General features: G+C 31.9%; 23 protein-coding genes, 2 pseudogenes and 1 other annotated feature. Of the genes and pseudogenes, 19 read left to right on the top strand and 6 right to left on the bottom strand.

From position 1 onward, the window contains the following. Positions 1–19 precede the first annotated feature (19 nt). The 6 genes from B7R65_RS12420 (at position 20) to B7R65_RS12395 (ending at position 6313) form a co-directional block, all read left to right on the top strand. Positions 20–412, top strand: coding sequence for an iron chaperone (locus B7R65_RS12420; protein WP_088043100.1), 393 nt, complete (start codon positions 20–22; stop codon positions 410–412). 27 nt (positions 413–439) lie between these two features. After that, on the top strand, positions 440–709 hold the full coding sequence (locus B7R65_RS12415) for a hypothetical protein (protein WP_088043099.1): 270 nt from the start codon (positions 440–442) through the stop codon (positions 707–709). Between the two features lie 270 nt (positions 710–979). Then, positions 980–1312 carry a hypothetical protein gene (locus B7R65_RS12410; protein ID WP_088043098.1) on the top strand — a complete coding sequence of 111 codons (333 nt, stop codon included), beginning with the start codon at positions 980–982 and terminating at the stop codon, positions 1310–1312. A 172-nt stretch (positions 1313–1484) separates the two neighbouring features. Continuing rightward, positions 1485–1758 (top strand) — a binding site (T-box leader). Positions 1759–1814: 56 nt separating this feature from the next. After that, complete coding sequence (metG, locus tag B7R65_RS12405) at positions 1815–3452, top strand: methionine--tRNA ligase (RefSeq protein WP_088043097.1); 1638 nt, start codon at positions 1815–1817, stop codon at positions 3450–3452. Positions 3453–3755: 303 nt separating this feature from the next. After that, the gene (locus tag B7R65_RS12400) at positions 3756–5081 is read left to right on the top strand and encodes a Na+/H+ antiporter NhaC family protein (RefSeq protein WP_088043096.1); all 1326 of its coding nucleotides are present in this window, start codon (positions 3756–3758) and stop codon (positions 5079–5081) included. Positions 5082–5887: 806 nt separating this feature from the next. Continuing rightward, on the top strand, positions 5888–6313 hold the full coding sequence (locus tag B7R65_RS12395) for a VOC family protein (protein WP_088043095.1): 426 nt from the start codon (positions 5888–5890) through the stop codon (positions 6311–6313). Between the two features lie 662 nt (positions 6314–6975). Here B7R65_RS12395 and B7R65_RS12390 read toward each other — a convergent pair. After that, complete coding sequence (locus B7R65_RS12390; protein ID WP_088043094.1) at positions 6976–7185, bottom strand: hypothetical protein; 210 nt, start codon at positions 7183–7185, stop codon at positions 6976–6978. 370 nt (positions 7186–7555) lie between these two features. Here B7R65_RS12390 and B7R65_RS12385 point away from each other — a divergent pair. Together B7R65_RS12385 and B7R65_RS12380 are read left to right on the top strand one after the other, a co-directional pair. Further along, positions 7556–7942, top strand: a pseudogene (locus B7R65_RS12385) (zinc-binding dehydrogenase); the annotation flags it as partial. 448 nt (positions 7943–8390) lie between these two features. Next, positions 8391–9287, top strand: a complete 897-nt coding sequence (locus B7R65_RS12380) for an RCC1 domain-containing protein (protein ID WP_088043092.1) — start codon at positions 8391–8393, stop codon at positions 9285–9287. 408 nt (positions 9288–9695) lie between these two features. Here the strand turns inward: B7R65_RS12380 and B7R65_RS12375 are convergent. Beyond that, positions 9696–10025, bottom strand: a pseudogene (locus B7R65_RS12375) (hypothetical protein); the annotation flags it as partial. Positions 10026–10937: 912 nt separating this feature from the next. On the opposite strand from B7R65_RS12375, the gene B7R65_RS21320 reads away from it, so the two are divergent. Further along, the gene (locus tag B7R65_RS21320) at positions 10938–11087 is read left to right on the top strand and encodes a hypothetical protein (protein ID WP_088043091.1); all 150 of its coding nucleotides are present in this window, start codon (positions 10938–10940) and stop codon (positions 11085–11087) included. 421 nt (positions 11088–11508) lie between these two features. Here the strand turns inward: B7R65_RS21320 and B7R65_RS12365 are convergent, their stop codons facing one another. Next, the gene (locus tag B7R65_RS12365) at positions 11509–11634 is read right to left on the bottom strand and encodes a GapA-binding peptide SR1P (RefSeq protein ID WP_088043090.1); all 126 of its coding nucleotides are present in this window, start codon (positions 11632–11634) and stop codon (positions 11509–11511) included. A gap of 393 nt (positions 11635–12027) precedes the next feature. Between B7R65_RS12365 and B7R65_RS12360 the strand changes: the two genes are divergently transcribed. The 6 genes from B7R65_RS12360 (at position 12028) to B7R65_RS12340 (ending at position 15868) form a co-directional block, all read left to right on the top strand. Then, the gene (locus B7R65_RS12360) at positions 12028–12333 is read left to right on the top strand and encodes a hypothetical protein (RefSeq protein WP_088043089.1); all 306 of its coding nucleotides are present in this window, start codon (positions 12028–12030) and stop codon (positions 12331–12333) included. A 247-nt stretch (positions 12334–12580) separates the two neighbouring features. Beyond that, complete coding sequence (locus B7R65_RS12355) at positions 12581–13108, top strand: hypothetical protein (RefSeq protein ID WP_088043088.1); 528 nt, start codon at positions 12581–12583, stop codon at positions 13106–13108. A gap of 203 nt (positions 13109–13311) precedes the next feature. Then, positions 13312–13875 carry a GNAT family N-acetyltransferase gene (locus tag B7R65_RS12350; protein WP_088043087.1) on the top strand — a complete coding sequence of 188 codons (564 nt, stop codon included), beginning with the start codon at positions 13312–13314 and terminating at the stop codon, positions 13873–13875. 447 nt (positions 13876–14322) lie between these two features. Beyond that, on the top strand, positions 14323–14820 hold the full coding sequence (locus B7R65_RS12345; protein ID WP_088043086.1) for a DinB family protein: 498 nt from the start codon (positions 14323–14325) through the stop codon (positions 14818–14820). A 31-nt stretch (positions 14821–14851) separates the two neighbouring features. Beyond that, complete coding sequence (locus B7R65_RS21315; RefSeq protein ID WP_179194854.1) at positions 14852–15028, top strand: hypothetical protein; 177 nt, start codon at positions 14852–14854, stop codon at positions 15026–15028. A 255-nt stretch (positions 15029–15283) separates the two neighbouring features. Next, positions 15284–15868 carry a hypothetical protein gene (locus B7R65_RS12340; protein ID WP_088043085.1) on the top strand — a complete coding sequence of 195 codons (585 nt, stop codon included), beginning with the start codon at positions 15284–15286 and terminating at the stop codon, positions 15866–15868. A gap of 136 nt (positions 15869–16004) precedes the next feature. Here B7R65_RS12340 and B7R65_RS12335 read toward each other — a convergent pair whose 3' ends face one another. Next, positions 16005–16313, bottom strand: coding sequence for a hypothetical protein (locus B7R65_RS12335; protein WP_088043084.1), 309 nt, complete (start codon positions 16311–16313; stop codon positions 16005–16007). A gap of 257 nt (positions 16314–16570) precedes the next feature. On the opposite strand from B7R65_RS12335, the gene B7R65_RS12330 reads away from it, so the two are divergent. Then, complete coding sequence (locus tag B7R65_RS12330) at positions 16571–16840, top strand: DUF1292 domain-containing protein (RefSeq protein ID WP_088043083.1); 270 nt, start codon at positions 16571–16573, stop codon at positions 16838–16840. Positions 16841–16910: 70 nt separating this feature from the next. On the opposite strand, the gene B7R65_RS12325 is transcribed toward B7R65_RS12330, so the two are convergent. Both B7R65_RS12325 and B7R65_RS12320 read right to left on the bottom strand, forming a co-directional pair. After that, complete coding sequence (locus B7R65_RS12325) at positions 16911–18311, bottom strand: MATE family efflux transporter (RefSeq protein ID WP_256941292.1); 1401 nt, start codon at positions 18309–18311, stop codon at positions 16911–16913. A 63-nt stretch (positions 18312–18374) separates the two neighbouring features. Beyond that, positions 18375–20126, bottom strand: coding sequence for a glycoside hydrolase family 13 protein (locus tag B7R65_RS12320; RefSeq protein WP_088043082.1), 1752 nt, complete (start codon positions 20124–20126; stop codon positions 18375–18377). Positions 20127–20312: 186 nt separating this feature from the next. Here B7R65_RS12320 and B7R65_RS12315 point away from each other — a divergent pair, with 186 nt between their 5' ends. The 3 genes from B7R65_RS12315 to B7R65_RS12305 all read left to right on the top strand — a co-directional run bounded on the left by B7R65_RS12315 (position 20313) and on the right by B7R65_RS12305 (position 24316). Then, on the top strand, positions 20313–21086 hold the full coding sequence (locus B7R65_RS12315; RefSeq protein WP_088043081.1) for a DUF1189 family protein: 774 nt from the start codon (positions 20313–20315) through the stop codon (positions 21084–21086). 320 nt (positions 21087–21406) lie between these two features. Beyond that, positions 21407–22747: a sugar ABC transporter substrate-binding protein gene (locus B7R65_RS12310; protein ID WP_179194853.1), complete on the top strand. Its 1341-nt coding sequence runs from the start codon at positions 21407–21409 to the stop codon at positions 22745–22747. A 156-nt stretch (positions 22748–22903) separates the two neighbouring features. Beyond that, a complete protein-coding gene (locus B7R65_RS12305; RefSeq protein WP_256941291.1) occupies positions 22904–24316 on the top strand; it encodes a carbohydrate ABC transporter permease in 1413 nt (470 codons plus the stop codon).

The raw sequence follows: 24316 nt of genomic DNA, 5'->3' as shown, positions 1-24316 counted from the left end.
TATCCGAAAAGGAGTAATTATGGAAGCAAATAAAACAACATTTAATTCAATTGATGAATATATAGTTCAATTTCCTCAGGAAGTTCAAGAAATACTAAACACGTTAAGAAACGTTATAAAAGAGACGGTACCTGAAGCTGTTGAAAAAATCAGTTACCAAATGCCTGCTTTTGCTTTACACAAAAACTTGGTTCATTTCGCTGCCTATAAAAATCATATCGGATTTTATCCAGGTGCTAGTGGAATTGCAAACTTTAAAAATGAATTATCTGCATATAAGGGTGCGAAAGGTTCTGTACAATTTCCAATCGGAAAACCATTACCATATGATTTAATAAAAGAAATTGTAAAATTTAGAGTGAGTGAAGATATACGAAAAGCAGAAGAGAAAAAATTAAAGAAAAAGAAATGATTAGTAGATATAGAGGGAAAACACAACATGAAAAGATTTAACTTGTTTTTACTTTCTCTAATTTTGGGGATAATTAAATATTCCGTACTTGGTTTATTGCTAAGTTATAATTTTTATTATGCAGATAAAATATTTAAACCAATCATTGAAACTAGTCCACACAAAGGATGGATTGTTTTAGTAATTTGTATTCTTTTTGAATTTCTCATCTTCTATAAACTAATTGTAGGGCGACTTGACATTAAATGGTTTGATTCAAGACTACTCGCTAGCAGAATATTAGATTGTAAAGATTAATTTTAATAATAAATTCGTATTTAAGGCTGCTTTGACAGTCTTTTTTTATGCATTTTTCTAAAGGATTTTAGTTTGAAAAAGGTTTATCTACAGAAAATCACTGTAAAAGAAGCTAATTGGAGCAGAAGGTGAGTACACGTGTGTTTGCGCTTAAGAGGTATACTTCAAGCCATACGGGAAGCGAACTAAGTTATGAGGATGAGAAAAGGATTTTGTAATGGAATATAGAATATATTGGAAGAAACATAAATACTCGAATGAGGTGTTAAATTGCGTCAAACCAAGTGGAATGAAATATTTATAATTATAGGTCCTGTAATCATAATCCCAATCGTATTATTCTTTTGTTTACATCTTTCTCCGTCTCTAGCTTTAAGGACACATGTACTTTTTAATGGGCATCCAATTATTGCTGTTTCGTCAAAAATTACTAAGGATGAGTGGCATAATCGAGTGGATAAAGATTACTTAAATAAAGAAAATGCTACATGTTACACGCTCACAAAAGCCCCAAAAGAAAAAACGACTGATTCATTTTACTCAAATTACATCGTACGAAAAAAAGGTTTTTTCTATACGGCTAAATATTATGGAAATGCCTAGGAAATAAATAATATAGTAAGGTTTATATTGTCAGGCTTTTATTAGAATAAATTTTTATTTTTAGTAATCGAATATTTTAGGTTGTGGAATATATATATAATTAATCATATTATACTTTGGAAAGTAGTTTGATTTTTAAGTTAATTTACCTTATAATCTTTTTAATAATTTAATACAGGCATTGAAGAGGAAAAGTAAATTGAAGATATTTAGTTCAGAGAGCTTCGGTAGCTGAAAAGAAGCATAAATACTCAATTGAACAATGGCCTCTGAGCTTCGTACTGAACGTATGATTCCATACAAGTAGGCTACGACAAGAGTTGACACTTGTTATCAAAGTCACAGTATAAGAGTGATTTTTAGCTCCGTACTTGCAAAGACAAATGTACGTAAGTACTTTGTGAATTAAGGTGGTACCACGAGAAAATAGTAACCTCGTCCTTATCTATTTAGATAAGGGCGAGGTTTTTTGTATTTATCAATAATTTAGGAGGATAAGATGATGAATATTTTTATTGGAGGGGCTTGGCCTTACGCGAATGGTTCGTTACATTTAGGACATATCGCAGCACTTTTACCAGGTGATATTCTAGCTCGCTATTACCGTTTAAAAGGTGAAAATGTTCTGTATGTTTCTGGAAGTGATTGCAATGGTACCCCCATTGCTATTAGAGCAAAACAAGAAAACGTATCAATTAAGGAAATTGCCGATCGTTATCACCAAGAATTTAACGAAAATTTTAAAAGGCTAGGATTTACTTATGACTTTTATACACGTACAGATTCACACCATCACCATAAAACAGTTCAAGAAATATTCATACAACTTCTTGAATCAGGACTGATTTATAAAAAAGAGGTTGAACAAACCTATTGTGAAGAATGTGCACAATTTCTTCCAAATCGATATGTTGAAGGGATTTGTCCTAATTGCGGGCAACATGCACGCGGGGACCAATGTGACAACTGTTCAACGATTTTAGATCCACTAGATTTAATAAATAAAAAGTGTAAACTATGTGGACATTCTCCTATCGTAAAGAGGACTGAGCATTTTTATTTTTCGTTAAGTAAATTACAAAATGAACTTGAAAACTATGTAGAATTCGCTAAAAACAATGCAACTTGGCGAACGAATGCAATACAATTAACCGAGCGTTATTTGAAAGAAGGTCTTCATGATCGAGCAGTATCAAGAGACTTACCAAATGGTGTATCTGTACCTGTAAAAGGCTATGAAGAAAAAAAGATTTATGTTTGGATTGAAGCAGTATCGGGTTATTATTCTGCAAGTAAACAATGGGGGATCGAGACAATTCAAGACGATTCTATATTCTGGAATGAAGAAACAAAATCATATTATATCCATGGTAAGGATAATATTCCCTTCCATTCAATTATATGGCCATCTATTTTAATAGGTCTTAGGAAAAAGGGACTTCCTACACATATAGTCTCGAATGAATATCTAACACTAGAGAAAAAGAAATTATCTACTAGTAAAAACTGGGCTGTATGGATACCGGATATTTTAGAAAAGTATCATCCTGATTCGATAAGATATTTTCTAACAATAAATGCGCCAGAAAATCGAGATACTGATTTTTCATGGAGAGAATTCATATACAGTCATAACAGCGAACTATTAGGTGCATTTGGAAATTTTGTTAATCGGACATTAAAGTTTATTGAAAAATACTATGAAGGAACTATACCCGAGGGTACGATCCATTCGTCAATTAAGAATAAAGTTCATGATCTATATGACTTAGTTGGGAATCAAATAGAAAACACGAATTTTAAAAATGCTTTAGAGGAAATATTCGAGTTTATTCGTTATGCTAATAAATACTTTGATGAAGAACAGCCATGGAATCAAATAACGGAAGATAAAGAAGCATGTAATAATAGTATGGTGAGTTGTGTTCACATCATTGCAAATTTAGCGCAAATATTAAATCCATTTCTTCCGTTCGCATCTAATCAAATAAAGGAATTGTTAAAAATAGATGTACACGAAAGGAAGGAATTCGTTCTATCTACCAAGCAAATCAGTCAGGTGAAGCCACTATTTGAACGAATTGATGTGAAGAGAATTGAGGAAGAATTAAATCTATTAAGGAGTCATTCTATTACTTAAAGAAAAAAATTATTTTATAGGAGTGTTATGGATGCTCCTTTAAAATGCTATATTAGTGTGGTTCTTGATAGGGATTCGAGACCGCAAGCGAATGCACCGAGGATGCTAAACGCCCATCTCCCGGAAAGCGAGCAGCATAGTGTGGGAATCTAGGAATCTCTATCTTTAATATCAACAAATGTTACTAGAACCAAATTAAAAATATGTTTATAAAACTTACATTATTGTTCATATGTCATTATAATTAATGAATGACAAACATACATTTTTTAAGTGTGAAAATAGTTGAAAGAAGGAAAAATGATGGATCAATATTCGGTAAAACAGGCAAGTTTCTTAATTATAGTTACTTTGTCTGGAATTATTAGTTCCGTTGTATTCCACATATCGCTAGTATTTGGGATTTTACCAGGGCTAATTTATTTAATCATTCTAAGTTTAAGAAAAGGATATACTTTATCAAATATGTTGAAATTAGGATATAAAGGGATTGGTAAAGTTCGAATCGTACTATTTATCTTATTTTTAATTAGCTTTTTATTACCTTCTTGGTATTTGTCAGGAACGATCACTTCGATGGTGCAAATAACGTTAAATGCTATAAATCCACATCATTTCTTTGTTTTTTGTTTTTTTACAACTATGGTTTTTTCAATGATATTAGGATCTTCGATTGGAACTTTAAGTGCGTTAGGAGTACCTTTAATAAGTACTGCACTATTATTACATTTGCCGGTTGAAGTAACAGCAGGAGCAGTTATTTCTGGTGCTTTTGTAGGCGATCGAACTTCTCCATTTTCAAGTGCTCACCAGTTATTAGCCAGTATCGTTGAAACAACAGTTAAAAAGCAAGGAAAAGCAATGCTTATAACGTCAATCACTGCGGTCATAGTGACAATCCTTTTTTTCAGTATTATGGACGTACATTTTGGAAGTATGATTTCAACTATTCATAAACAAAATGATAACCAAATTGCCATATCATTTATTCAATTCATCCCACCGATCTTATTAGTTGCACTTGTTTTATTCAGATTAAATATCATCTTATCCTACTTAGTTAGTATTCTATCTGGGAGTTTAATAGCTATTTATAATGGTATATCACTTTCTGAAATAATAAATTCATTTTGGAAAGGAATTGAAGGACTAGGCGGCGGGCTAATGCATATGTATAGTTTATTATTGTTCATTGCAATAGCAGGCGTATACAATGCATTGCTGGAAGAGTTAAATATTATACAACCATTATTGGATAGGTGGCTTAAAACGTCCACTTCGATGTTATCAGATTCGTTGAAAACAATCGGTGCAACTTTAATTATTTGTGTAATTGCAGGTAATCAAACAATGCCGATTATTCTTACTGGGCGTTCTTTTGTCAATCATTGGTCAAATAAATATAGTAATGAGGAATTAGCTAGATTGATGGGGGATACAACATTATTATTCCCAGCAATGATTCCATGGAATGTACTTGCAATAATGAGTAGTACTGTCATCAATATGCATCTACACTCCTATTTACCGTATGCAATCTTTTTATGGTTACTACCATGCTTGACTATTATACTTTCAGTAAAGAATAGAAGTAAGTACTATCAATCTACTTATGAAATAAGTTCATAATCGGATCGAGGCCCTTTTTTAAAGTGAAAAGTTGTAGATTTTGTAAATTGAAGTTTTATTAAATATTTTGTGTGGAAAAGTTCTTTACTTGATGTAATATTCTAATAACAATTTAGTTGACCACTAGTGCTTTTATTATAGCGTTGGTGGTTTTTATATTGCCTGAACGACCCTTTCTTATTGAATAAAATGGCAAGATAGTTCAATAAGGATTTTTGATTAAAAAGGGATTTTTAGTTATTAAAGAGAAATATTTATTAAATGGTAAATTTATCCATTAGAACGAATTATCAATATTACAAAACTTTAAGGTTGATAAAATGAAAGATGAAGAAAAATAAATTATTATTCTTATCAATTATCAGAAGCATATCCGTTATAGTATTTGAGTTTATTCAAAGACTTTTCATCGATATTTTAACTTTATTTATATCGCCAATATTAGGGGTGGCAGTGTGTGGCTTTTTCTCTTTTGTAACAGTAAGAAGTTTTATAGATTTATACAAAAATAAAAATTGGAAGCCGATCATAATACAAATTGTAACTATTTTGTTATTGATTTTCTTACCTTTTAATCATTATTTATAATAATTTAAGATGTTTTTTACCTTTAATGAACTAATTAATACTATTAAATCAAGGCTAAAATAACCCACATTTAGAATTGAAGGAATAAAGGACTTAATGTAGAAACTCTAAAGAAATGGTAACTTAATCGTTACGAACCTGTAAAGCTAAAGCAGATTAACATTAAGAGATAAGAAGATGAAGAGATTAGATCAAAATTTTAAAAAGAGGTGTTTCTTATGATTTTAGGTATCAATCCTTATTTAATATTGAATGGAAATGGACAGGAAGCTGTTTCATTTTATGAACATGCATTCAATACAAAGACCCTTATTCTTCAAAGATTTGGCGACATGCCTGGTGAAGAAAATACAAATTTATCTGATGAAGAAAAAAATCGTATCTTACATGCACATCTCAAAGTTGGTTCAACAGATTTAATGATTTCTGACACATTTTCTGGTCTACCCTATCAAATTGGAGATCAAACCACCTTAGCTATTTTAATTAATGACGTTGAAACAACGAAAGAAGTATTTGGTAAATTACAAGATGGAGGTAAAGTGATCATATCATTACACGAAACTTTTTGGAGTCCTTTATACGGACAAGTAATAGATAAATTTGGTGTTACATGGCAGGTTTCAACACAGTCAGCTCAATAGTGAGGGTATCCAAAAGTATATGTTTTGAGTTGAATATTGCTTTCTGTAACAAAATAAGGTTAACGTATAACTCTGACAAAATGTCGCGTTACCCCTAGTAAACTAACGCATGCCTTAGTTATATAGCAATAAAAAAGCTCTTCAATTGAAGAGTCTTTTTTTTTTTGCCGATAACCGTATTTATGTATCTAACGCATGCGTTAGTTGAACAACAATCAACACAAGGTCGGTCTTTTTTTATGCACAAAATGACAGTATAGTGGAATAAGGAATTGTTATAATAAAATCTAAAGATTTAAAGAATAGAGGTCTATTTCATTGATAATAAGGATTTTTGCATTCTTAGCAATGGTTTATTTTGAATATCATTTTTTTGATTGGATCTCGGAATATATTTATCCTAATCCACCAGTAGAAATTTTTTTAATAGTAGTACTTTTAATAGTAATTCTCATCACATATCTGAAGGTATTTCCCGTAAAGAATAAGTATAAAAATTACTGAGTGTTATGCAACTAACGCATGCGTTAGTTCAATAACACTTGGGAGCTGATAATTCAGCTTCTTTCAACTATATGGTGGTTTAGTGGAATAGTGACTAGATTCAAACAGAAGAGGATATAGAATAATTGTAAAAAAAATAAGACTGCCGGAACAGTCCTTTAGTGGAATGTATTTTTTACTGATTTGATGAACTTAAGACCATTGTTATAAACAAAACGTTCCCATTTTGCTAATAAACTATTTCCATTTTCACAATTTGCTATTTGAGCAGCGTGATGCTTATGAAAATCTATTACGCTTTGATTATGTTTTTTGTGAAGTGAATTAAACTGTTTGTGAAGATGCTGTGCCTTTGCGTTATGACTCATTAAGAATTCACTCCTTTCATTTTTTCTTACTTCAAATATATCATATAGAAACGATTATCTACATCAAGTTTAATACAACATTTTTCGTGCATTTTTATAATAGGTAACAATTTAGAATGAGCAAAAAAAATAAATACAATTTAACTATCGCATGTGTTAGTTGAATAATATCACAAGTCGCTTTATGCGGCATTTATTTATTGAATTAACAGGCGGTAGAGTTGAAAATGATTTAATTATATCAAACTGATTTATATCGAGGAGAATTTTAAATTGGAAGCGAAATGTCTTAAATTCTACGAGTTCGGTAGTCCTAAAAATGTAATTAATGTTGAATATAAAAGTATAGAACCACCTAAGAACCATGAAGTTATTGGAATTAACAAATGGAGCTGGGGCGGATGCTGCAATTGATTCGATTGGGGGCACTTCTGGAAACGAGTTAGCTTTTTGTGTGCGCCCTAAAGGAAATTTTTTAACTATTGGTCTATTATCAGGGATCAAAGTTAACTGGTCAGATATTGTAAATAAAGCAATGGTTAATGCTAACTTGTTCCATTTGCGAAATTGGAATAATAATGTTACACCAATTAAATGGCAAAAATCCTTTGATTATTTGATCCGGCTCATCGATGATAAAAAATTACGTTTGATGAAAGTAGATGCAATCTTTGACTTATCGGATATAAAAAAGGCTGTTGAAGTTGTTGAGTCTTCTAAAATAATTAAGGGGAAAGTATGTTTAACAAGCTATTGAGTTAACCTTTATTGAACTAAGGCATGAGTTAGTTCATAAGAGCGTGATAGGATTGTCTAAACTGACGGTCCTATTTTTAAATTCAAAATAGCGACGTTTTGCTGTAACAGATCCATAATTTTAAAAAAATATAAGACTGTAATTGTAGTTACTACAAAAAATCTCAATTATCAAAAGATAAGAGAGATTTCTCAGGTATTTGTTTGCCAGAACCACCAGGAATAACAGGATAATATATCTTATTTAGAAATATTAAAAAAGTGCAATCGGCCTATTTGGTAATATTTTACACTATATTCTTGATGCTGTTATTGAACTAACGCATGCTTAAATGAACAGCTTAATCGGTAGTGATAGTCGAATGTTATTATTGCGCTAAATGACAGGTTAGTCTATCAAGCAAAAGTGATACAATAATAAAATAAGTCTTTTTTTACAGGAGGAAAACATGGATTTTATTTCACCTAAAGTAGTGGCATTAAAGGTGAAACGGTGGCCAAAAGATACCATAGCTACGGGTCGTCGTCATACAATTGGTCTTAAATCTAACGGAACGGTGACGGCTGTGGGAGATAATAAATATGGACAATGTGATGTAAGCGGCTGGAGCGATATTGTATCGGTTGCTGCCGGGAATGTTCATATGGCGATGAACACAGGTAATGCTCATACTATCGGTCTTAAATCCGACGGTACTGTGGTTGCTGTGGGTTGGAATAAGCATGGCCAGTGTAATGTCAGTAGCTGGGGCGATATTGTAGCAGTTGCAGCGGGATGGCGTCGTACCATTGGTCTTAAATCGGATGGTACGGTAGTTGCTGTCGGCCAAGACAATGAAGGTGAATGCAATTTAAACAGCTGGCGTGACATTGTGTCGGTCGCCTCAGGTGACTGGCATACCATCGGGCTTAAATTGGACGGAACGGTGACGGCTGTGGGGAATAATAGGTATCGCCAATGCAACGTCAGCGACTGGCACGACATAGTATTGATTGAGGCGGGGTATCTTCATACTGTTGGACTTAAATCGAACGGTACAGCGGTCGCTGTGGGGCAAAACAAGGTTGGCCAATGCGATTTGAGTGGCTGGTGTGATATTGTATCGATTGCGGCAGGTAGTAATCATACCATCGGCCTTAAATCTGACGGAACCGTGGTTGCTGTGGGGTGGAATAAGCATGGCCAGTGTAATGTAAGCGGTTGGCGTAATATTGTGGCGATTGCTGCAGGTTGCGCTCATACTCTCGGCCTTAAATCTGACGGAACCGTAGTTGCTGTAGGGGATAATGAATATGGTCAATGCGATGTAATTGAATGGCGCGACATTCAACTGGTTGGCAATTAGTTTTCGGATAATAAGGATATTGAAAATTATCTGAACGAAAGAGATTAAGAGCCAAGAATAGAGAATTTTCCCTATCCTTTAGGATTTTCATTAATTAAAAAAGTTCCATGTAACCCAGTAATACATAAAAATAGTTAATGGAATTAAGATTAAATGTGATATAAAAATTGACCAAGTTTGTTTGTTATTCTTAGTCAATTCTAAGGAATTCTTAAAATATAGATTCAAAATAATAGCACCTACGATTGTTACTAAAGCACCAACAATATAAGAAATCATATTTATTGTACTTTGCATTAGAAAAGGGATAATAAAGTAGATAAAAGTAAAAGAACCCTGTTCTTTAGAAGAATAGGGTTCTTTTATTATAAGGCATGGGGAGAACGAACGTTATTACTAGTTAATTTATTACTTCCATGGAGTTTCAGTTTTATGCTCGATGATGTGTACTACTTTTGGTTCAATATTTTTTTTCATTTGCTCCAGTTGATCGTCATTATTACCAACCTGAATTTGTGCCTGTGTTTGTGCAATGGCATCAATTACTTGTTGTTTAGAAACATTTTTAGAAGCTGCAATCTCAACTACAGTCTTTCCTGTCGCTAATTCTTGTTTTAATTCTTGTGCGTTTATTTTTAATATAGAAAATAATTTTTCATCGTTTAAAAAATAATCTGCAGTATAATCAGGTTGACCTTGTGTAGAAAAAAAGCCTTCCACTTTAATATTTGAAGGTGTAGGTTGACCTTTTAATACCGATTGAATTTCTTTAGCGCTTGGTGCTTTTACTGTTGTTTTTACTTGTTTATTTTGATTAGATTGTACAGTTTTTACTGACTCGTTTTTTTCTTTTTGAGCAGCGTATGTAGTGCCAGCTCCTACTAATAATGCTGTTGAGATTCCAAGTACAGTGAATAATTTTGTTTTATGCTTTACCATTTTAAAACCTCTTTTCATAGTTATATTGGGTGTTACAGCACAAGGATAACCAGACTATGTAAAGATGAAATGAAGATGAGATAAAGTTGAAATGAAACTTTCCTTATACAACTAACGCATGCGTTAGTTAATCAACGATCGACTGATTAGGTGGTCTTTTTTTATGCACTAAATGGAAGTTTAGTTGAATAAGTTAATATTTGGATTAAAATAGATATAATTAGAAAAGTTAATAACAAGGTGTGATTTTTTGTAGAAAAGTATTGGGGATGGAATGTAGATTTTTTTAAACATGTAGTAAAAAGACTTTGCAAAATAAACAATATTTCCCCTCAGAATCCTAATTTTGAAATCATCTAGAACGTAATGGTTATTAGCTTTAAGAACCATCTAAAAGATGGAGTAGACTTAGATTTTTTTAATATTTTAAACCTTATTTACCGAACAATTGGACCTTTAGAAGTGGGCTGAACAAACAAGAAATAGAATTATTGAGGCTTATGCAGAGTATCAAGGCATTTTATTTTGATTATAGCAATGAAATGGATACCATTTGACTATGAACTATTTTACTAAGTTTTTAATGTTTTTACTGATATATGCAAGGTTAGCAGTACACTAATAAAGTAATAAGGTTTACTTTAGTAAAATAAGGTATATTATATTTGTTGAATAGATTCTCTTTAAAGAAAAGAAAAGTAGGTGATCAAAGTGGGTAAATATCAATTGGATTACAAAAGCCAGGTAGCTGTGTCAAAGTTTCATGAAAAACAGACGCCTGCCAAATTAGATAAAAAGCAGCAACTTGAAAAAATGCGTGCAGAGTATTTGAAAAAGAAGCAAAAACAAACAGATAAATAATATGAATGAAAACATAGGAAGACTAAAATCTCCCTATGTTTTTCTTATTCGAAATTCTTTTTTTATTGATGATAGAGTTTATTATTCCCACAAAATGGCTTAAGTAGCTGAATAAAAAGATAAGTCTCATTTTATCAGCAAGATACTTTCTCAACACCCCACACTCAAAGAATGCCTTTTAGAATACAATTAGGAACATGAAGACCTTCCTGAATTTATATTTAATTAATCAAAATGAGCTAAGTTTCAATTAAACTAACGCATGCGTTAGTTCAATAAAAATCAAAAAAGATCTTCAATGGAAGATCCTTTTTTCATTTTCCAACATAATATTTATGGATATTTTGTTAAAACCCTTAGGAATTAAGTCTTTTATATTAAGGTCTTGATAATAAAATTGGCGTGTTTTTTAGTGTGTATGTTATTTGGCAGGTGAAGTAGCTGCTTCGTTTTTGCAGGTTTCGCATGTTGAATAGATTTTCACAATTTTTTTATACTCCGCGTACTCAATGGTTTCTTCGCATTCTTTACAGATTAAAATTTGCATTAGAAACACCTCCTAAGCCCACTATACCACGTTCGTTTCACCATTTCTCCAGGGACTTTACACACCCTATGGACAAAAAATGTCCAAGTTGAAAAAACGTTGAAATAACAAGGTTTTCAAGGAGAAATGGACTCGAAAATTTTTTATTCTTGGAACTTGAAAAAACGAAGATAGCACTGTGTGTTAATCATTTACCAACTATAAGGTGAAAATATTAATTTAACTAATGCATGTGTTAGTTGAACAACAAATAGAGGATGATCATTATTCGATCTTCCTTTATTTTGCTATAGGGTAAATTAGTTGAATATAGATATTTTGAATATCATATTACAAATACTTGCTACGTTGATATAATTATAACTAAACGATATAAAAAATTAGGAGATACAAGTGAAAATAAAACAAAATTTATTCATTGGAATGCTACCAATATTAGCGTTGGTAGCCATTTATTTAAGAATAACGCATAAAATAAGTCTTAGTACTTTTGGGTTAATGGGTTTAATCTTTGCGCTCATAGGGTTCATTCGTAATCAATTTTTTATTAATTTTAAAACGGAAGAAAAGCCAATCACAGACTTACAAGTCTATTTTAATCCGAATAAAAAACGATATAACTATTTTGTTGGAATCGTAATGTTTTTGGGGATTTTTTACTTATTTATTCTGATTTTTAGTATTTTAGCTCAATTTTAATTTTCTTTGCTAACATTTGTTTGGATAAATATCTTCTAGTTTATAAAAAGTAAAAAGACTTAATTAATAATTCCTTATTGAAATTATGCTTGGTTTTGTTCAATAATCATGGGCTGCTTCGGCAGTCCTTTTTCCACTAATGAGCATCTTAATAAAGAAAAGGTATATTCGAATAATCAACGAATTAAATAGATTATAAGATGAGATAAAGATATAAATTACTTTAAATAACAAAGGGAGTAGCAAAATGATTGGAAAAAATGAAGGTCGACTTCAAAACCAAGGAGAAATAGATGTAAGAAAGTTTATACTAAATCTTCTCATTGTATTATTTGTATTTTTCCTTATGTTTCTTGTTGCAATTAATTTTATCGCAAATAAAAGTTCAGAGATGACCATTGAGCACAAAGCAGGAGACTACCAATACTCAGTTAATTTAGAACAAATACCCTTTAAATGGAAAGTTGGACATAAAGACTCTATTTCATCTATAAGAGAAAGTAAAGAGAATGTTAGGGATTTAGAAAGGTTTCGAAGTGAAGTTGATAACATTAGCATGCAAAAAATCAAACTAACATTATGTATACTATATTTTTTTATTACTCTTATTACTTTAATTATCTTGAAGAAAAAGAAAGTAAATTTTCCTAAAGAATCTTTCATATTTATTGTCTTACTATGTGGATTTGCTTTATATAAAAGTTTTGTTACATATGCTGATCTTAATTCATCGTTAATTTCAGCTAAATTCTATTATTTACTAATAACAAATTAAGTTGGAACAAAATTGTTTGATAACTAGAGAGAAGTCTAGTCCTTTTAAAAATCAATTTTCAAGTAAATTTACCAATAACGATAGACTGCTTAGGTGGTCTATTTTTTATTGCACTATTTGGCAGTAAAGGAGTAGAAGGAGTTTCTATGTAAGGTGAAGAAAAGTAATAATAAAAGGTATGATTTGGTTATGTAGGTGAGAAAATGATTAATTATTCTGGAACACCCATTATAGAAACGGAGCGATTAGTTCTAAGGAGAATTGAAATTACAGATGCTCAAAGTGTATTTGATCATTGGCTATCAGATGATCGGGTAATGGATAATCTTATAAAAGGAGCTCACAAGTCTGTCTCGGAAACAATTGAGAGGGTCACAGAAATCGTAAGTAAGTATGATACAAAAGAATTCTGTTATTGGGGTATAGAACTGAAATTAAGTGGTGAATTGATTGGAGCTATTGATCTTTTCAACTTTGATAGCATGACTGAGAATTGTGAAGTAGGTTATTCAATCGGTTTTAAATGGTGGAACAAGGGGTATGGAACGGAAGCATTGAGAGCTGTCATTGATTTTGGCTTTAGATATATGAGTATTCACAAAATATCAGCAGCACATAATACAGACAACCCAGCCTCTGGAAAGATTATGCGTAAAGTTGGAATGGAACAAGAAGGAACCATTAAGCATATGATTCGCAATGCCAAGAATCATTACAAGGATTGTGCTGTCTATGGGCTTCTTCAAGAAGATTATCTTAAATTGTGACGTGATTAAATAATTTCTTAAGTATTAAAAATTTTTTAATTATGATCTTCAACTAACATATGCGTTAGTTAATGATCTTGAAGGCTGCTTCGGCAGTCTTTTTTAATTAAACTTATTCCCAGTTTAGTAGAAAAAGGTTTTCGTCCCTTTTTAATAGAATTATTAATAATTAATGTGATAATCAGGAGGGGTGGAAGTTCTATCCACGTACAAATACTTTAAGGATAATCATTAAAGATAATCACTTTTTACACCAGCGATAGACTACATAAGTAGTCTGTTTTTTATTGGACGAATTGGCAGTTTTATCAAAAAGAAAAATAAAATTTCATACTCAAATACTAAAGAAATAAATATAGTAAAGGGGACATAGTTGAAAAAACCTACTTCTAACTGATAGTAATAAACTTAGTTTTAATTTTTTTATATAGAGAGGACTGATGGTGAGTGCTAGATGTGTTAAAACAGCAATATAGTTTTATAAGTTCCACAAGACAAGCGTTATTTTTGTTTTTAGAAGAGATTCCTTTGCTATATTTGCACAAAACGGTTCCAAACTTCGGGAACACGACTATAATTAGGACACATCTACACGTTGCTGATTGCTACTTAGGGTGGCTGGGAAGATTTGCTCTTAAGCAGTCTGATTTTAAGTTTGCTACTGATTATGAAATCGAACATTCAGATGTAAAGAATGTTAGAGAAAGATTTAAGTTAGTAGATGAAGTAGTACAACGTTTCTTAGATGAATTCAATTCTCGCTGGTTCGAAAATATTGCGAATCAGGTGAAGTGGCAAAAAGAACCGTGGATTACAACTCCCCTTTGGCTTTTAACTCATACCGAAACACATGAGTTTCATCATAAAGGACAAATCGTATCAATGGCTCGTCATTTAGGTTACTATCCTCCTGATACAGACCTTGTTGAACCTGAGCAGGACTAGAAATTCATAAATTAGGAATGAGGGTGTAAAAATGGTGATAATTTTACTCTCAATCTTATTAATGCTTGTAGGTGTAGTTTGCTTGTGGATGTCTATTTTCGGTAAAAAAATGATGTTAATAAAAAGGTTATTCTTATTATTTTTAGGGGTAGGTATTGGAATTGTAGCAATTTATTTGTTAAATTTCTATGTGTTTTTTCAGCTTTAGTAGTATATAAACCTACTATTCCAGAAGAGGTCTCAATTAAAGATCAAGATGTGGTTAACTACTATTATATTTACATATTTTCTTATATGGTTGTCTTTCCATTGAGACTATCATTATTATTTAACAACATTAAATAGATAGGTTCAAAGCACCTTTTGAACTGGAAAATTTATGATAAAATTAAATTTTGTTAATATTTAAATTTCTGATAAAAGTGAAGTGAAGAAAACAACTACGAGTAACGTGGAGGATTGTATGAAAAAGTATTTTATTTTTATAAGCTTAATTTGTGTTTTTATTTTATCAAGTTGTACTACTAAAGAGGATACAAAGAAAGACAGTTCAATTTTAGATCAGTATAAAGTGAAAAATACAAATGTAGAAGTAAGAGACGGAGATTTTGTTTATCGACTGGTCTCTGACAAGAAAGAGTATAAAGAGGGAGAAGCTTTAAAAATACACGCTGAATTAGAATATGTCGGGAAATTGAACAAAATTACAATCAGTCATGCTGAATCGCCGTTTTATTTTAATGTAGAAGAAAAAACCAGAAATTATGATATACCATACTTTATGAATATGCCTTTAGTGAAAACTATTTTAATTAAAAGAAAACCTATAAAAGGTTCATACAATGGTGGCGTGGTATATAGTGCAGATGATACAAAAACTTATATTAACTTTATGAAACAAATAGCAAAAGGCAAACCACCCTTTGGTTATTATGTTATGAATGGTTATGCTGAATTTGATATTGAATCCACTGTAAATGGCAAAAAAGTTAATAAGAAATTTAAAATTGAAGGTCAAATTGATTATAAAGTAAAAAAAGGAAAATAATGAAATAAAAAAAGGAGGCAAAACGAATTAGTTTTTGTCTCCTTTTTTGTGAAGAGGGTCCTGATCGGGCCGCGACAGGGATAGCGAGAATACTGAAGTGGAAAACCGCTATCCTCAACTTAAGTGTTAAGGATGTTTACGAAAGCAGCTTTTGATTAAGAATATTTTCATCTGTTATTTTTTTTAAGTGTCTAACAGTAATACTATATTTTGCACGAACTGCTTCTAATTCCATAATCGCAACATCTATATATTCTGGTTCTGCATGACTGAAATTAATTTCTTTAAACTCCAACTGTTTTTGTAAGTTGCGTAGCTCGTTATGTAAAATTTGGGTTGGAGTAACTTCATATAATTCCATATTCGTAAACCTTTTAAAGAAAGAAGTGAATTTTGAAGACCCATTCGAATAAGATTGTTTTTGACTAGTAACTAAATTTGACATTAAATGATCCCCCTTAAATATAGAAAAAATCTGATATTTGAAGATTTCAATGCTTGTCCAACTAAATTAACTGGATAGTTACAAAACGATTCGGTGTTTTTATCATCATATTATTGAGTTGGTGGGAATATGCTCATTTCATAATTATTTCATAAAAAAATTTAAGATTTTCGCATCAATCTGATACACTAAGGGAACATAAAGATTAGATTTACTTTATGCAAGTTGAATTTACATACAAGAGAGGGTTTGTTTCCATGGAAAAAATTGAAGTAGGCGAAATTCTAACACTTAGTTATGAGAATGATGAAGAGCAAGATTATGAAGTATTAGGTTCGATCGGAATTGAAGGTATTGAATACATAGCTGTTGGATTAGTTGAAGAAGTTGAACGAGAAAGCGAAGAAGATATTGATGTTTTCTTTTTAAGAGTAGAAGAAAACGGAGAATTCTTTGATATTGAAACTGAAGAAGAGTTTGAAAAAGTTTCAAAGGCATTCGATGAAGTGCTAAGAGAAGAAGCATAATTATGAACAATAAAAAAGTAGAAATTGAGCAATCGTGTCAATTTCTACTTTTTTTATCATTCAGATTAATTTAGCTTGATATAGTAGCGCTTCCGCTTTCCTCGTTTAAAGAACGCTCTTGAACAAAAGATGCATTTTCCCATTTTCTAGAACGCCATCTCCATAACATCAGGAGTCCACGAATCCATTCATCTGCAATAAAACCAATCCATACTCCGACTAAACCTAATTCGAAATGAATTCCTAAAATATAAGCGATTGGGATGCTAACTCCCCACATCGATAAAATACCCATCATTACAGGGAACTTTACGTCACCAGCAGCACGTAAAGAGCTGATTACGATTAAGTTAAATGCACGACCAGGTTCAAGAATTATTGTGCACATAAGTAATAAACTACCTGTGTGAATGATGTGTTGATTGTCTGTAAAAATCGATAATAATGGTTTGGCGAAAAGAGCACCCAAGATAGCCATTGATGTTGAAATTAATATTCCTAGTTTTAAGCTTCGAATACAATGATCATAAGCAGTTCTTAATTCCCTAGCACCAACGAGTCTACCAATTATTATTTGCTCACCTTGACCTATAGCGACTGAAAACAAGAAAATATACATCATGATATTCTGAGCATATACTTTTGTCGTTAAAGCCTCAGTACCAATCATTGTGATAAAAATTGTAATGATAATTTGTGACGCATTATATGAGATATTTTCACCAGCAGCAGGGATACCAATTTTGAATAAATTTCTAATGTGTTCAATTGGTTTAGACTGAATAACTTTTTTGAACGAAATAAATCCAATGCGTTTCATAAAAATAAAAATAATAATAACTGTACAGATAATCCTTGCTGTTGAAGTAGACCAGGCTACACCAGATTCACCTAATACAGGTAAACCAAATGGCCCAAAAATGACAAAATAGTTACCAATCGCATTAAGAATATTCATTAAAATCGTTACTTTCATCATATCTTTAGTGAATCCATAGCTGCGTAACGTGGCTGATATTGTCATCATGATTGCCTGAATAAACATAAAGACACCAACGATTTTTAAAAATGAATTTCCACGTACAATTAAATCTGCATCTAACCCCATCAACTTTAATATATAGGGAGAGAAAAAATAAAGAAGAACGCTAATCATAATACCAATTCCAAAGTTAGCTAAAATTGATACTGTAAAAACTTCTTTAGCTTTGCGTTCATCTTTCGCACCTAAATACTGGGCTACTAATATTGAGGTCCCTGCAGTTACAAAACCGAATAATAATGTTACTAATCCCATTACTTGTGAAGCAACTCCGACTGCGGCAACGGCTTGATCAGAATACCTACTAAGCATCAATGTATCGACACTGCCCATTAGCATGAATAATAAGATTTCAATAAATATTGGCCAAGTTATATGCAAAAGGGAGAGCGGTTTTTCACGTGGTTGTATCTTTTCTGTGGGTTCCAAATTCCTTCCCTTCCTTTTCACAATAAAAAAGGGTGTCTGTGCATTAAGACACCCTTTTTTATTTTATAGTTTAACAATTTTTATTTCATAACCTTCAAGTGTAAGCTCTGTATTATATGTCATAGATTGATTTGTTAATACATTTAATCCATTTTTATGAATTAATGAAGGAGGTGTTTTAAGCGTAACCTTATTTGGATTATTACTTAAAATATAAATAAATGTATCATTTTCATATGTTTTTGAATAGATGACTGTATTATTTTCATTATTTGCATCGATAAAGTTGATTGTGCCATCGCTACCAATCGCTTTATATTCTTTTCGAAGTTTTAGTAATGTTTGAACAAACTCAAAAAGATCACGATCTTGTCGCTCTTCATCCCAAATCATACATTTACGACAACCAGGATCTTGTTTACCTGTCATACCGATTTCATCACCATAGTATATACATGGCGCGCCTGGGAATGAAAGTTGAAACGTGTATAATAGTTTTAATTTATCGATATTTTCTTTACAAATTGTAAGTACACGAGGTGTATCGTGACTGCCAAGTAGATTAAAAGCAACTTCATTAATATTTTGTGGATATGAATGAATCACATCGCTAATAATATTTGTGAATTTCTCAGCAGATATTTTATCTTTTGCAAAGAAATCAAGTGCACCATTTGTAAACGGATAATTCATTACTGCATCGAATTGATCACCTTGTAGCCAAGGCATTGAATCATGCCATATTTCACCTAAAATATAAAGTTCAGGGTTAATTGATTTCACTGCTGTTCTAAATTCTCTCCAAAAAGCGTGATCAACTTCATTTGCAACATCTAAACGCCAGCCATCAATATTAAATTCCTTTGCCCAGTATTTACCGACTTCTAATAAGTAAGACTTAACCTCTGGATGCTCAGTATTTAATTTTGGCATGGAAGGAACAAATGCAAATGCATCATAATTAGGTATAGGCTCAGTTACAATCGGAAATTCCTTTAAATGGAACCAATCTTTGTATTTTGATTTTTCTTGATTTTTTAAGACATCTTGGAAAGGTTCAAATAAATATCCACTATGATTAAAAACTGCATCTAACATCACTTTTATATCTCGTTTATGGCACTCATCCACTAGTCTTTTAAATGTTTCTTTCGTTCCAAATTGTGGATCGATTTCCATATAATCGATTGTGTCGTATTTATGATTAGAGAACGCCTTGAAAATTGGAGTAAAGTAGATACCACCAATCCCTAGTTCAACAAGATGGTCTAAATGCTGTATAACTCCTTCAAAATCGCCACCGAAAAAATTATTCGTAGCAGGCTCTTTACTTTCCCAAGCCAATGTATTCTTTGGATTAATGGAAGGATCTCCATTCGCAAAACGTTCTGGGAAAATTTGATACCAAACTGTATCTTTTGCCCAAGAAGGTGCTTTAAATACGTCTGCTTCGTTTAGGAAAGGAAAACAGAAATAATAAGCAGTATCATCAGTAGGGATTTCATCATAAAATCCTCTTTCAGCGTAAACTACCGATTCTTCTAAACTATTAATTTCAAATCCGTATCTAAGGCGGCGGAAAGGTGGTTTAATTTCAACAAACCAGTAATCGAATAACTCGGTACTTCCGCTTTTCATCATTTCTGCTTTATCAATAATCCAAGCTCCATCTTCCCAATTATAAGGATCACCATGAATTAAATTAACAGAAGTTACGTCATCTTTTTTCGTACGTAAACGAATATGAAGAGTTTCGTTATTGTAAGCGTATGCATAATTGTTTTTAGGGCGGTGATATATAGCTTCTTTTAACATAATGCTACCTCCAGTTCATCAATTTGGACAATCGTTTGCTTAAAAAAAGATTATAATTAATCGCAGTTAATGTCAATTCTTTTCATTTCTAAAATATGGCAACATATTCATTTTTATTTACCTCTTAATAAATGTATAATATGTCATAAAGATGAAAAGAAAAGATAGTTTTGAGGAGGAGAAGACTTGCTACGACGTTTTTTTAATAACCGATTTAGGTTAAAAAATATATATGAAACAAAAGAGAGTAAACTAATTTTTGTTTTCATTCAAAGTATTTTAGTGGGATCATTAATTGCGTTTCCATTAGTTTTTCAAATTATTCAAACTGATTCTCAAAGATTAGCTGAACGAGTGTTTTCACCATTTTACGAAAGTAATGAATGGAAGAAGGAAGTTCCAAATTGCAATTATAAAGATAATACTTTAACATGTTCATCTGGAAAATTAACAACCATAGAGCGTAAAAGTCAACAAATCGTATTTGATCCTAACGATCAATATGAAATGAAAGAGGCACAGAAAACAACGGTTGTTTTAGGCAAAGAACATGTGCATGTAAGCATAGTAGGTTTTGATTTATATGGTGGATACAATGATCAATTAATCGATGCACTTAAGCAAAAAAATTATAATCAAATTATGATTGGAGTAGTATCAAGTGTCAAAATGCAAGCAGTTGCAATGGCGATGCAATTATTCTACCCAATAACTATATTTACGAATATAATTTTTATCGCAATTGTTGCCTTAATGGCACTACTGTTTAATATTGGAAATTCTAAAAAATTGACATATAGACAATTCTTCTCATTTCTATCATATGCGGCAACAGTTCCAGCAATATTTGCATTTATAATAGGGACATTATTCTCAATGGCATTTGTCTATATTGTATTTAATTTTGGTACTGTATTATTTAGTTTTTACATCTATCGAAAATACAACAAAATAGCGTAATATCAATAAAAACAGAAGGGAAACGGTAAGAGTTCTCTTCTGTTTTTTTATCGAAAGAAATAATTTTTAAAAATGGAATTCTAAGTAAAATTGGGTAATATATTTATATGGAAAAGCTCTATTGAAAACGGGTATATAGTTTATTTTAAGAGTTTTAAGAGTGTCTAAAAAGCAGAAATGTAAGCGCTTATATACATAATTAAAACAAAAATAAAAATATACTAATTTGTTTGACTTTCATATTTTAGTAGATTATTATAAAAGTGTGAAAGCGTTTGCTATACTTTATGAAAAAGATAACTCTATTAGGGGGAAAAAAAGTGAAACTAAAATCAATGTTTGCTGTATTTGCAACGGTAAGCTTAAGTTTAGGTGCATTAGCAGGTTGTGGATCATCAAAAGATGCTTCAAATACTGCTAAGGACAAAAAGAAAGACGATCTTCCATGGGATGAAAAAGCAAATGGTTACAAAATGGAAGACGATGTATTAAATGGTAAAGCTCCATTAAAAGTATGGTTAGATAATGACGATTATGCAAACGCTATCATAGAAGCGTTCAATGCAAAGTATCCAAAAGTAAAAATCGAGTATGAAAAAGTTGGTTCAGTTGATACTCGTGCGAAAATGGAACTTGATGGTGAAGCAGGATTAGGTGCAGACGTTTTCGTTCAACCACATGATGGTATCGGTGCTTCTTTAGAATCAGCAATTATCGGACCAATGGGAAGATATACTGATCAAATTAAAGATCGATTCTTAGATGCTTCAGTTGGGACAGTAATGAAAGACGATCAAGCTTACGGTGTTCCTATTTCTACAGAATCAGTAGCATTATTCTATAACAAAACATTATTAAAACAATTAACTGGTTCAGATGCTGCTCCTACAGATTGGAGTCAAATTACTGAATTAGCTAAAACATATAACAACAAAAAGAAAAACCAATGGACAATTCGTTGGGAAGTTGGAAATTCTTACTTAAGTTATTTCTTCTTATCAGCTAATGGCTATGATTTATTTGGTAAAGATGGAAATGATGCAGACAAAATCGGATTCGATACTCCAGAAGCAAAAGCTGGATTAGAAGCTTTAAAAGCAGTTCGTCCAATTTGGGATGTAAACTCTGCTGATGCTACAAATGATACAACTACTCTTGAATTTGCTAAAGGTAAAACACCTTTCTTAATTACTGGTCCTTGGGCTATTGGTGATGTACAAAAAGGTGCTGACAAAAACAAATTTGAGTTCGGAATTGCTAAATTACCAATGATTAATGGTCAACAACCAGTTACTTTCTCTGGTAACCAAATTGCTAACGTATCTTCTTACTCTAAACATCCTGCGGCAGCACGTATTTTCGCAATGTTCTTAGGTTCTAAAGAGGGTGCAGAAGCACTTTACAAATCTAATGGCAAATTACCAGCTCTTAAAGAACAATATGCTAGTGAAGTACCTGGCTTAAGCGACGATGTATTACTACAAGGTGTTGCAGCACAAGCAGCATTCTCAAAACCAATGCCTTCAATTCCTGAAATGGCTAACTGGTGGGATCCTGCTAAAAATATGATCGTAAACGTTTGGGATGGCTTAATGACTCCTGAACAAGCTCAAAAGAAAGCGGTTGACGATTACAACGCATTACAAGCTGGAAAAAAATAATTATAGTATCAATACAGCCTCTCAATATAGTGTGAGAGGCTGTATTATCAACTAATTATGCAAACGGTTTCTGTTGTTTGCATAATTTTAGATAATAAGATATTGTTTTAGCATATAGTAGTACCATTTTTTGGTACGGGAGGGGGAGAGCAAGAAATGGAAACGGCAAAAGTTACTGGACATGAGCCTAATTTACCAAGTAATAAATCGAAAATGAACCCATCACTACCTGCCATTTTCTCTGTATTTATTTGGGGACTAGGACAAGTAGTAAATAAACAGTATATCAAAGGTTTATTCTTCTTTTTAATTCAGATTCTAGTTGTTGCAATTGAAGTGATTACAGGACATTATAATGCACTTTCAGAAGGATTTTATTTAAGAGAAAACGGTGGATTTTTCTTAAAAGGTTTTTGGGGATTAGTGACATTAGGAACGCAACCTCGTACGATGGGGATAACAGGATTAACTGAAGGCGATCACTCTATTGTACTATTAATAAATGGTATTATTGCATTAATCTTTATCTCTATCCTTATAGGAATCTATTATTGGAATATTAAAGATGCGTATAAAGTAAGAAAAAAATTAAATGAAACACAAACTATACAAACTTCAAGAGAATACATTAGAGATTTATGGGACGGGATGTTCGAATTCATCGTTTTAATTCCATCTATCGTCATGCTTACATTAATTTCGTTAATGCCAATTATCTTTGGTGTACTTATTGCATTCACAGACTATAATAAATTCCATTTACCTCCTACTAAACTAGTAACTTGGGTAGGTTTTGAAAACTTTGTCAACTTATTTAGTTTACCAATTTGGACTCATACATTTACTGGAGTATTTGTTTGGACATTTGTTTGGGCAATTCTTTCTACGGTTACATGTTTCTTCGGAGGCTTATTCATGGCTGTCGTTGTAAATAGTAGTCGCGTAAAAGGAAAAAAATTCTGGCGTACGATTTACATTTTACCATGGGCAATACCAAGTATGATTTCATTACTTGTATTCAAAACATTATTTAATGGACAGTTTGGTCCAATCTCTCAATTCTTAGTGAATATAGGGCTAACAGATGAACGGATTGGTTGGTTTACAGATTCACATCATCCAAACATTGCTCGTGCAACAATCATAGTTATTAACTTGTGGTTAGGTTTTCCTTATTTCATGGCATTAATGACAGGCGTAATGACAAGCTTAGATAAAGAAATTTATGAAGCTGCTAAAATTGATGGGGCATCAAAAGCTCAAGAGTTTTGGAAGATTACATTCCCATTAGTATTAGCTTCAACAGCACCATTATTGATTATGTCATTTGCATCAAACTTTAATAATTTCAACGTTATCTATTTCTTAACAGAAGGTGGACCAGCGAATCCAAATTATCAATTTGCTGGATCGACTGATATATTAATTACTTGGATTTACAAACTTACGCTTGATAACCGTATGTACAACATGGCATCTGTAATGTCTATTTTAATCTTCCTAGTAATTGGGTCAATTTCTGCTTGGAACTTTACTCGTACAAAGCAATTTAAAGAGGAGGAGTTCTAA

Source organism: Bacillus sp. EAC (assembly GCF_002156875.1).
GTDB lineage: Bacteria > Bacillota > Bacilli > Bacillales > Bacillaceae_G > Gottfriedia.
The sequence above is the reverse complement of the archived record's forward strand: the minus strand, read 5'-3'. Positions and strand labels throughout refer to the sequence as shown.

Excerpts from the sequence above, each read along its gene's own strand:
- B7R65_RS12305 (WP_256941291.1), top strand. The coding sequence starts at position 22,904 with ATGGAAACGGCAAAAGTTACTGGACATGAGCCTAATTTACCAAGTAAT.
- B7R65_RS12380 (WP_088043092.1), top strand. The coding sequence starts at position 8,391 with ATGGATTTTATTTCACCTAAAGTAGTGGCATTAAAGGTGAAACGGTGG.
- B7R65_RS12330 (WP_088043083.1), top strand. The coding sequence starts at position 16,571 with ATGGAAAAAATTGAAGTAGGCGAAATTCTAACACTTAGTTATGAGAAT.
- B7R65_RS12390 (WP_088043094.1), bottom strand. The coding sequence starts at position 7,185 with ATGAGTCATAACGCAAAGGCACAGCATCTTCACAAACAGTTTAATTCA.
- B7R65_RS12400 (WP_088043096.1), top strand. The coding sequence starts at position 3,756 with ATGGATCAATATTCGGTAAAACAGGCAAGTTTCTTAATTATAGTTACT.
- metG (WP_088043097.1), top strand. The coding sequence starts at position 1,815 with ATGAATATTTTTATTGGAGGGGCTTGGCCTTACGCGAATGGTTCGTTA.
- B7R65_RS12320 (WP_088043082.1), bottom strand. The coding sequence starts at position 20,126 with ATGTTAAAAGAAGCTATATATCACCGCCCTAAAAACAATTATGCATAC.
- B7R65_RS12355 (WP_088043088.1), top strand. The coding sequence starts at position 12,581 with ATGATTGGAAAAAATGAAGGTCGACTTCAAAACCAAGGAGAAATAGAT.
- B7R65_RS12395 (WP_088043095.1), top strand. The coding sequence starts at position 5,888 with ATGATTTTAGGTATCAATCCTTATTTAATATTGAATGGAAATGGACAG.
- B7R65_RS21315 (WP_179194854.1), top strand. The coding sequence starts at position 14,852 with ATGGTGATAATTTTACTCTCAATCTTATTAATGCTTGTAGGTGTAGTT.
- B7R65_RS12340 (WP_088043085.1), top strand. The coding sequence starts at position 15,284 with ATGAAAAAGTATTTTATTTTTATAAGCTTAATTTGTGTTTTTATTTTA.
- B7R65_RS12420 (WP_088043100.1), top strand. The coding sequence starts at position 20 with ATGGAAGCAAATAAAACAACATTTAATTCAATTGATGAATATATAGTT.
- B7R65_RS12365 (WP_088043090.1), bottom strand. The coding sequence starts at position 11,634 with ATGCAAATTTTAATCTGTAAAGAATGCGAAGAAACCATTGAGTACGCG.
- B7R65_RS12350 (WP_088043087.1), top strand. The coding sequence starts at position 13,312 with ATGATTAATTATTCTGGAACACCCATTATAGAAACGGAGCGATTAGTT.
- B7R65_RS12335 (WP_088043084.1), bottom strand. The coding sequence starts at position 16,313 with ATGTCAAATTTAGTTACTAGTCAAAAACAATCTTATTCGAATGGGTCT.
- B7R65_RS12415 (WP_088043099.1), top strand. The coding sequence starts at position 440 with ATGAAAAGATTTAACTTGTTTTTACTTTCTCTAATTTTGGGGATAATT.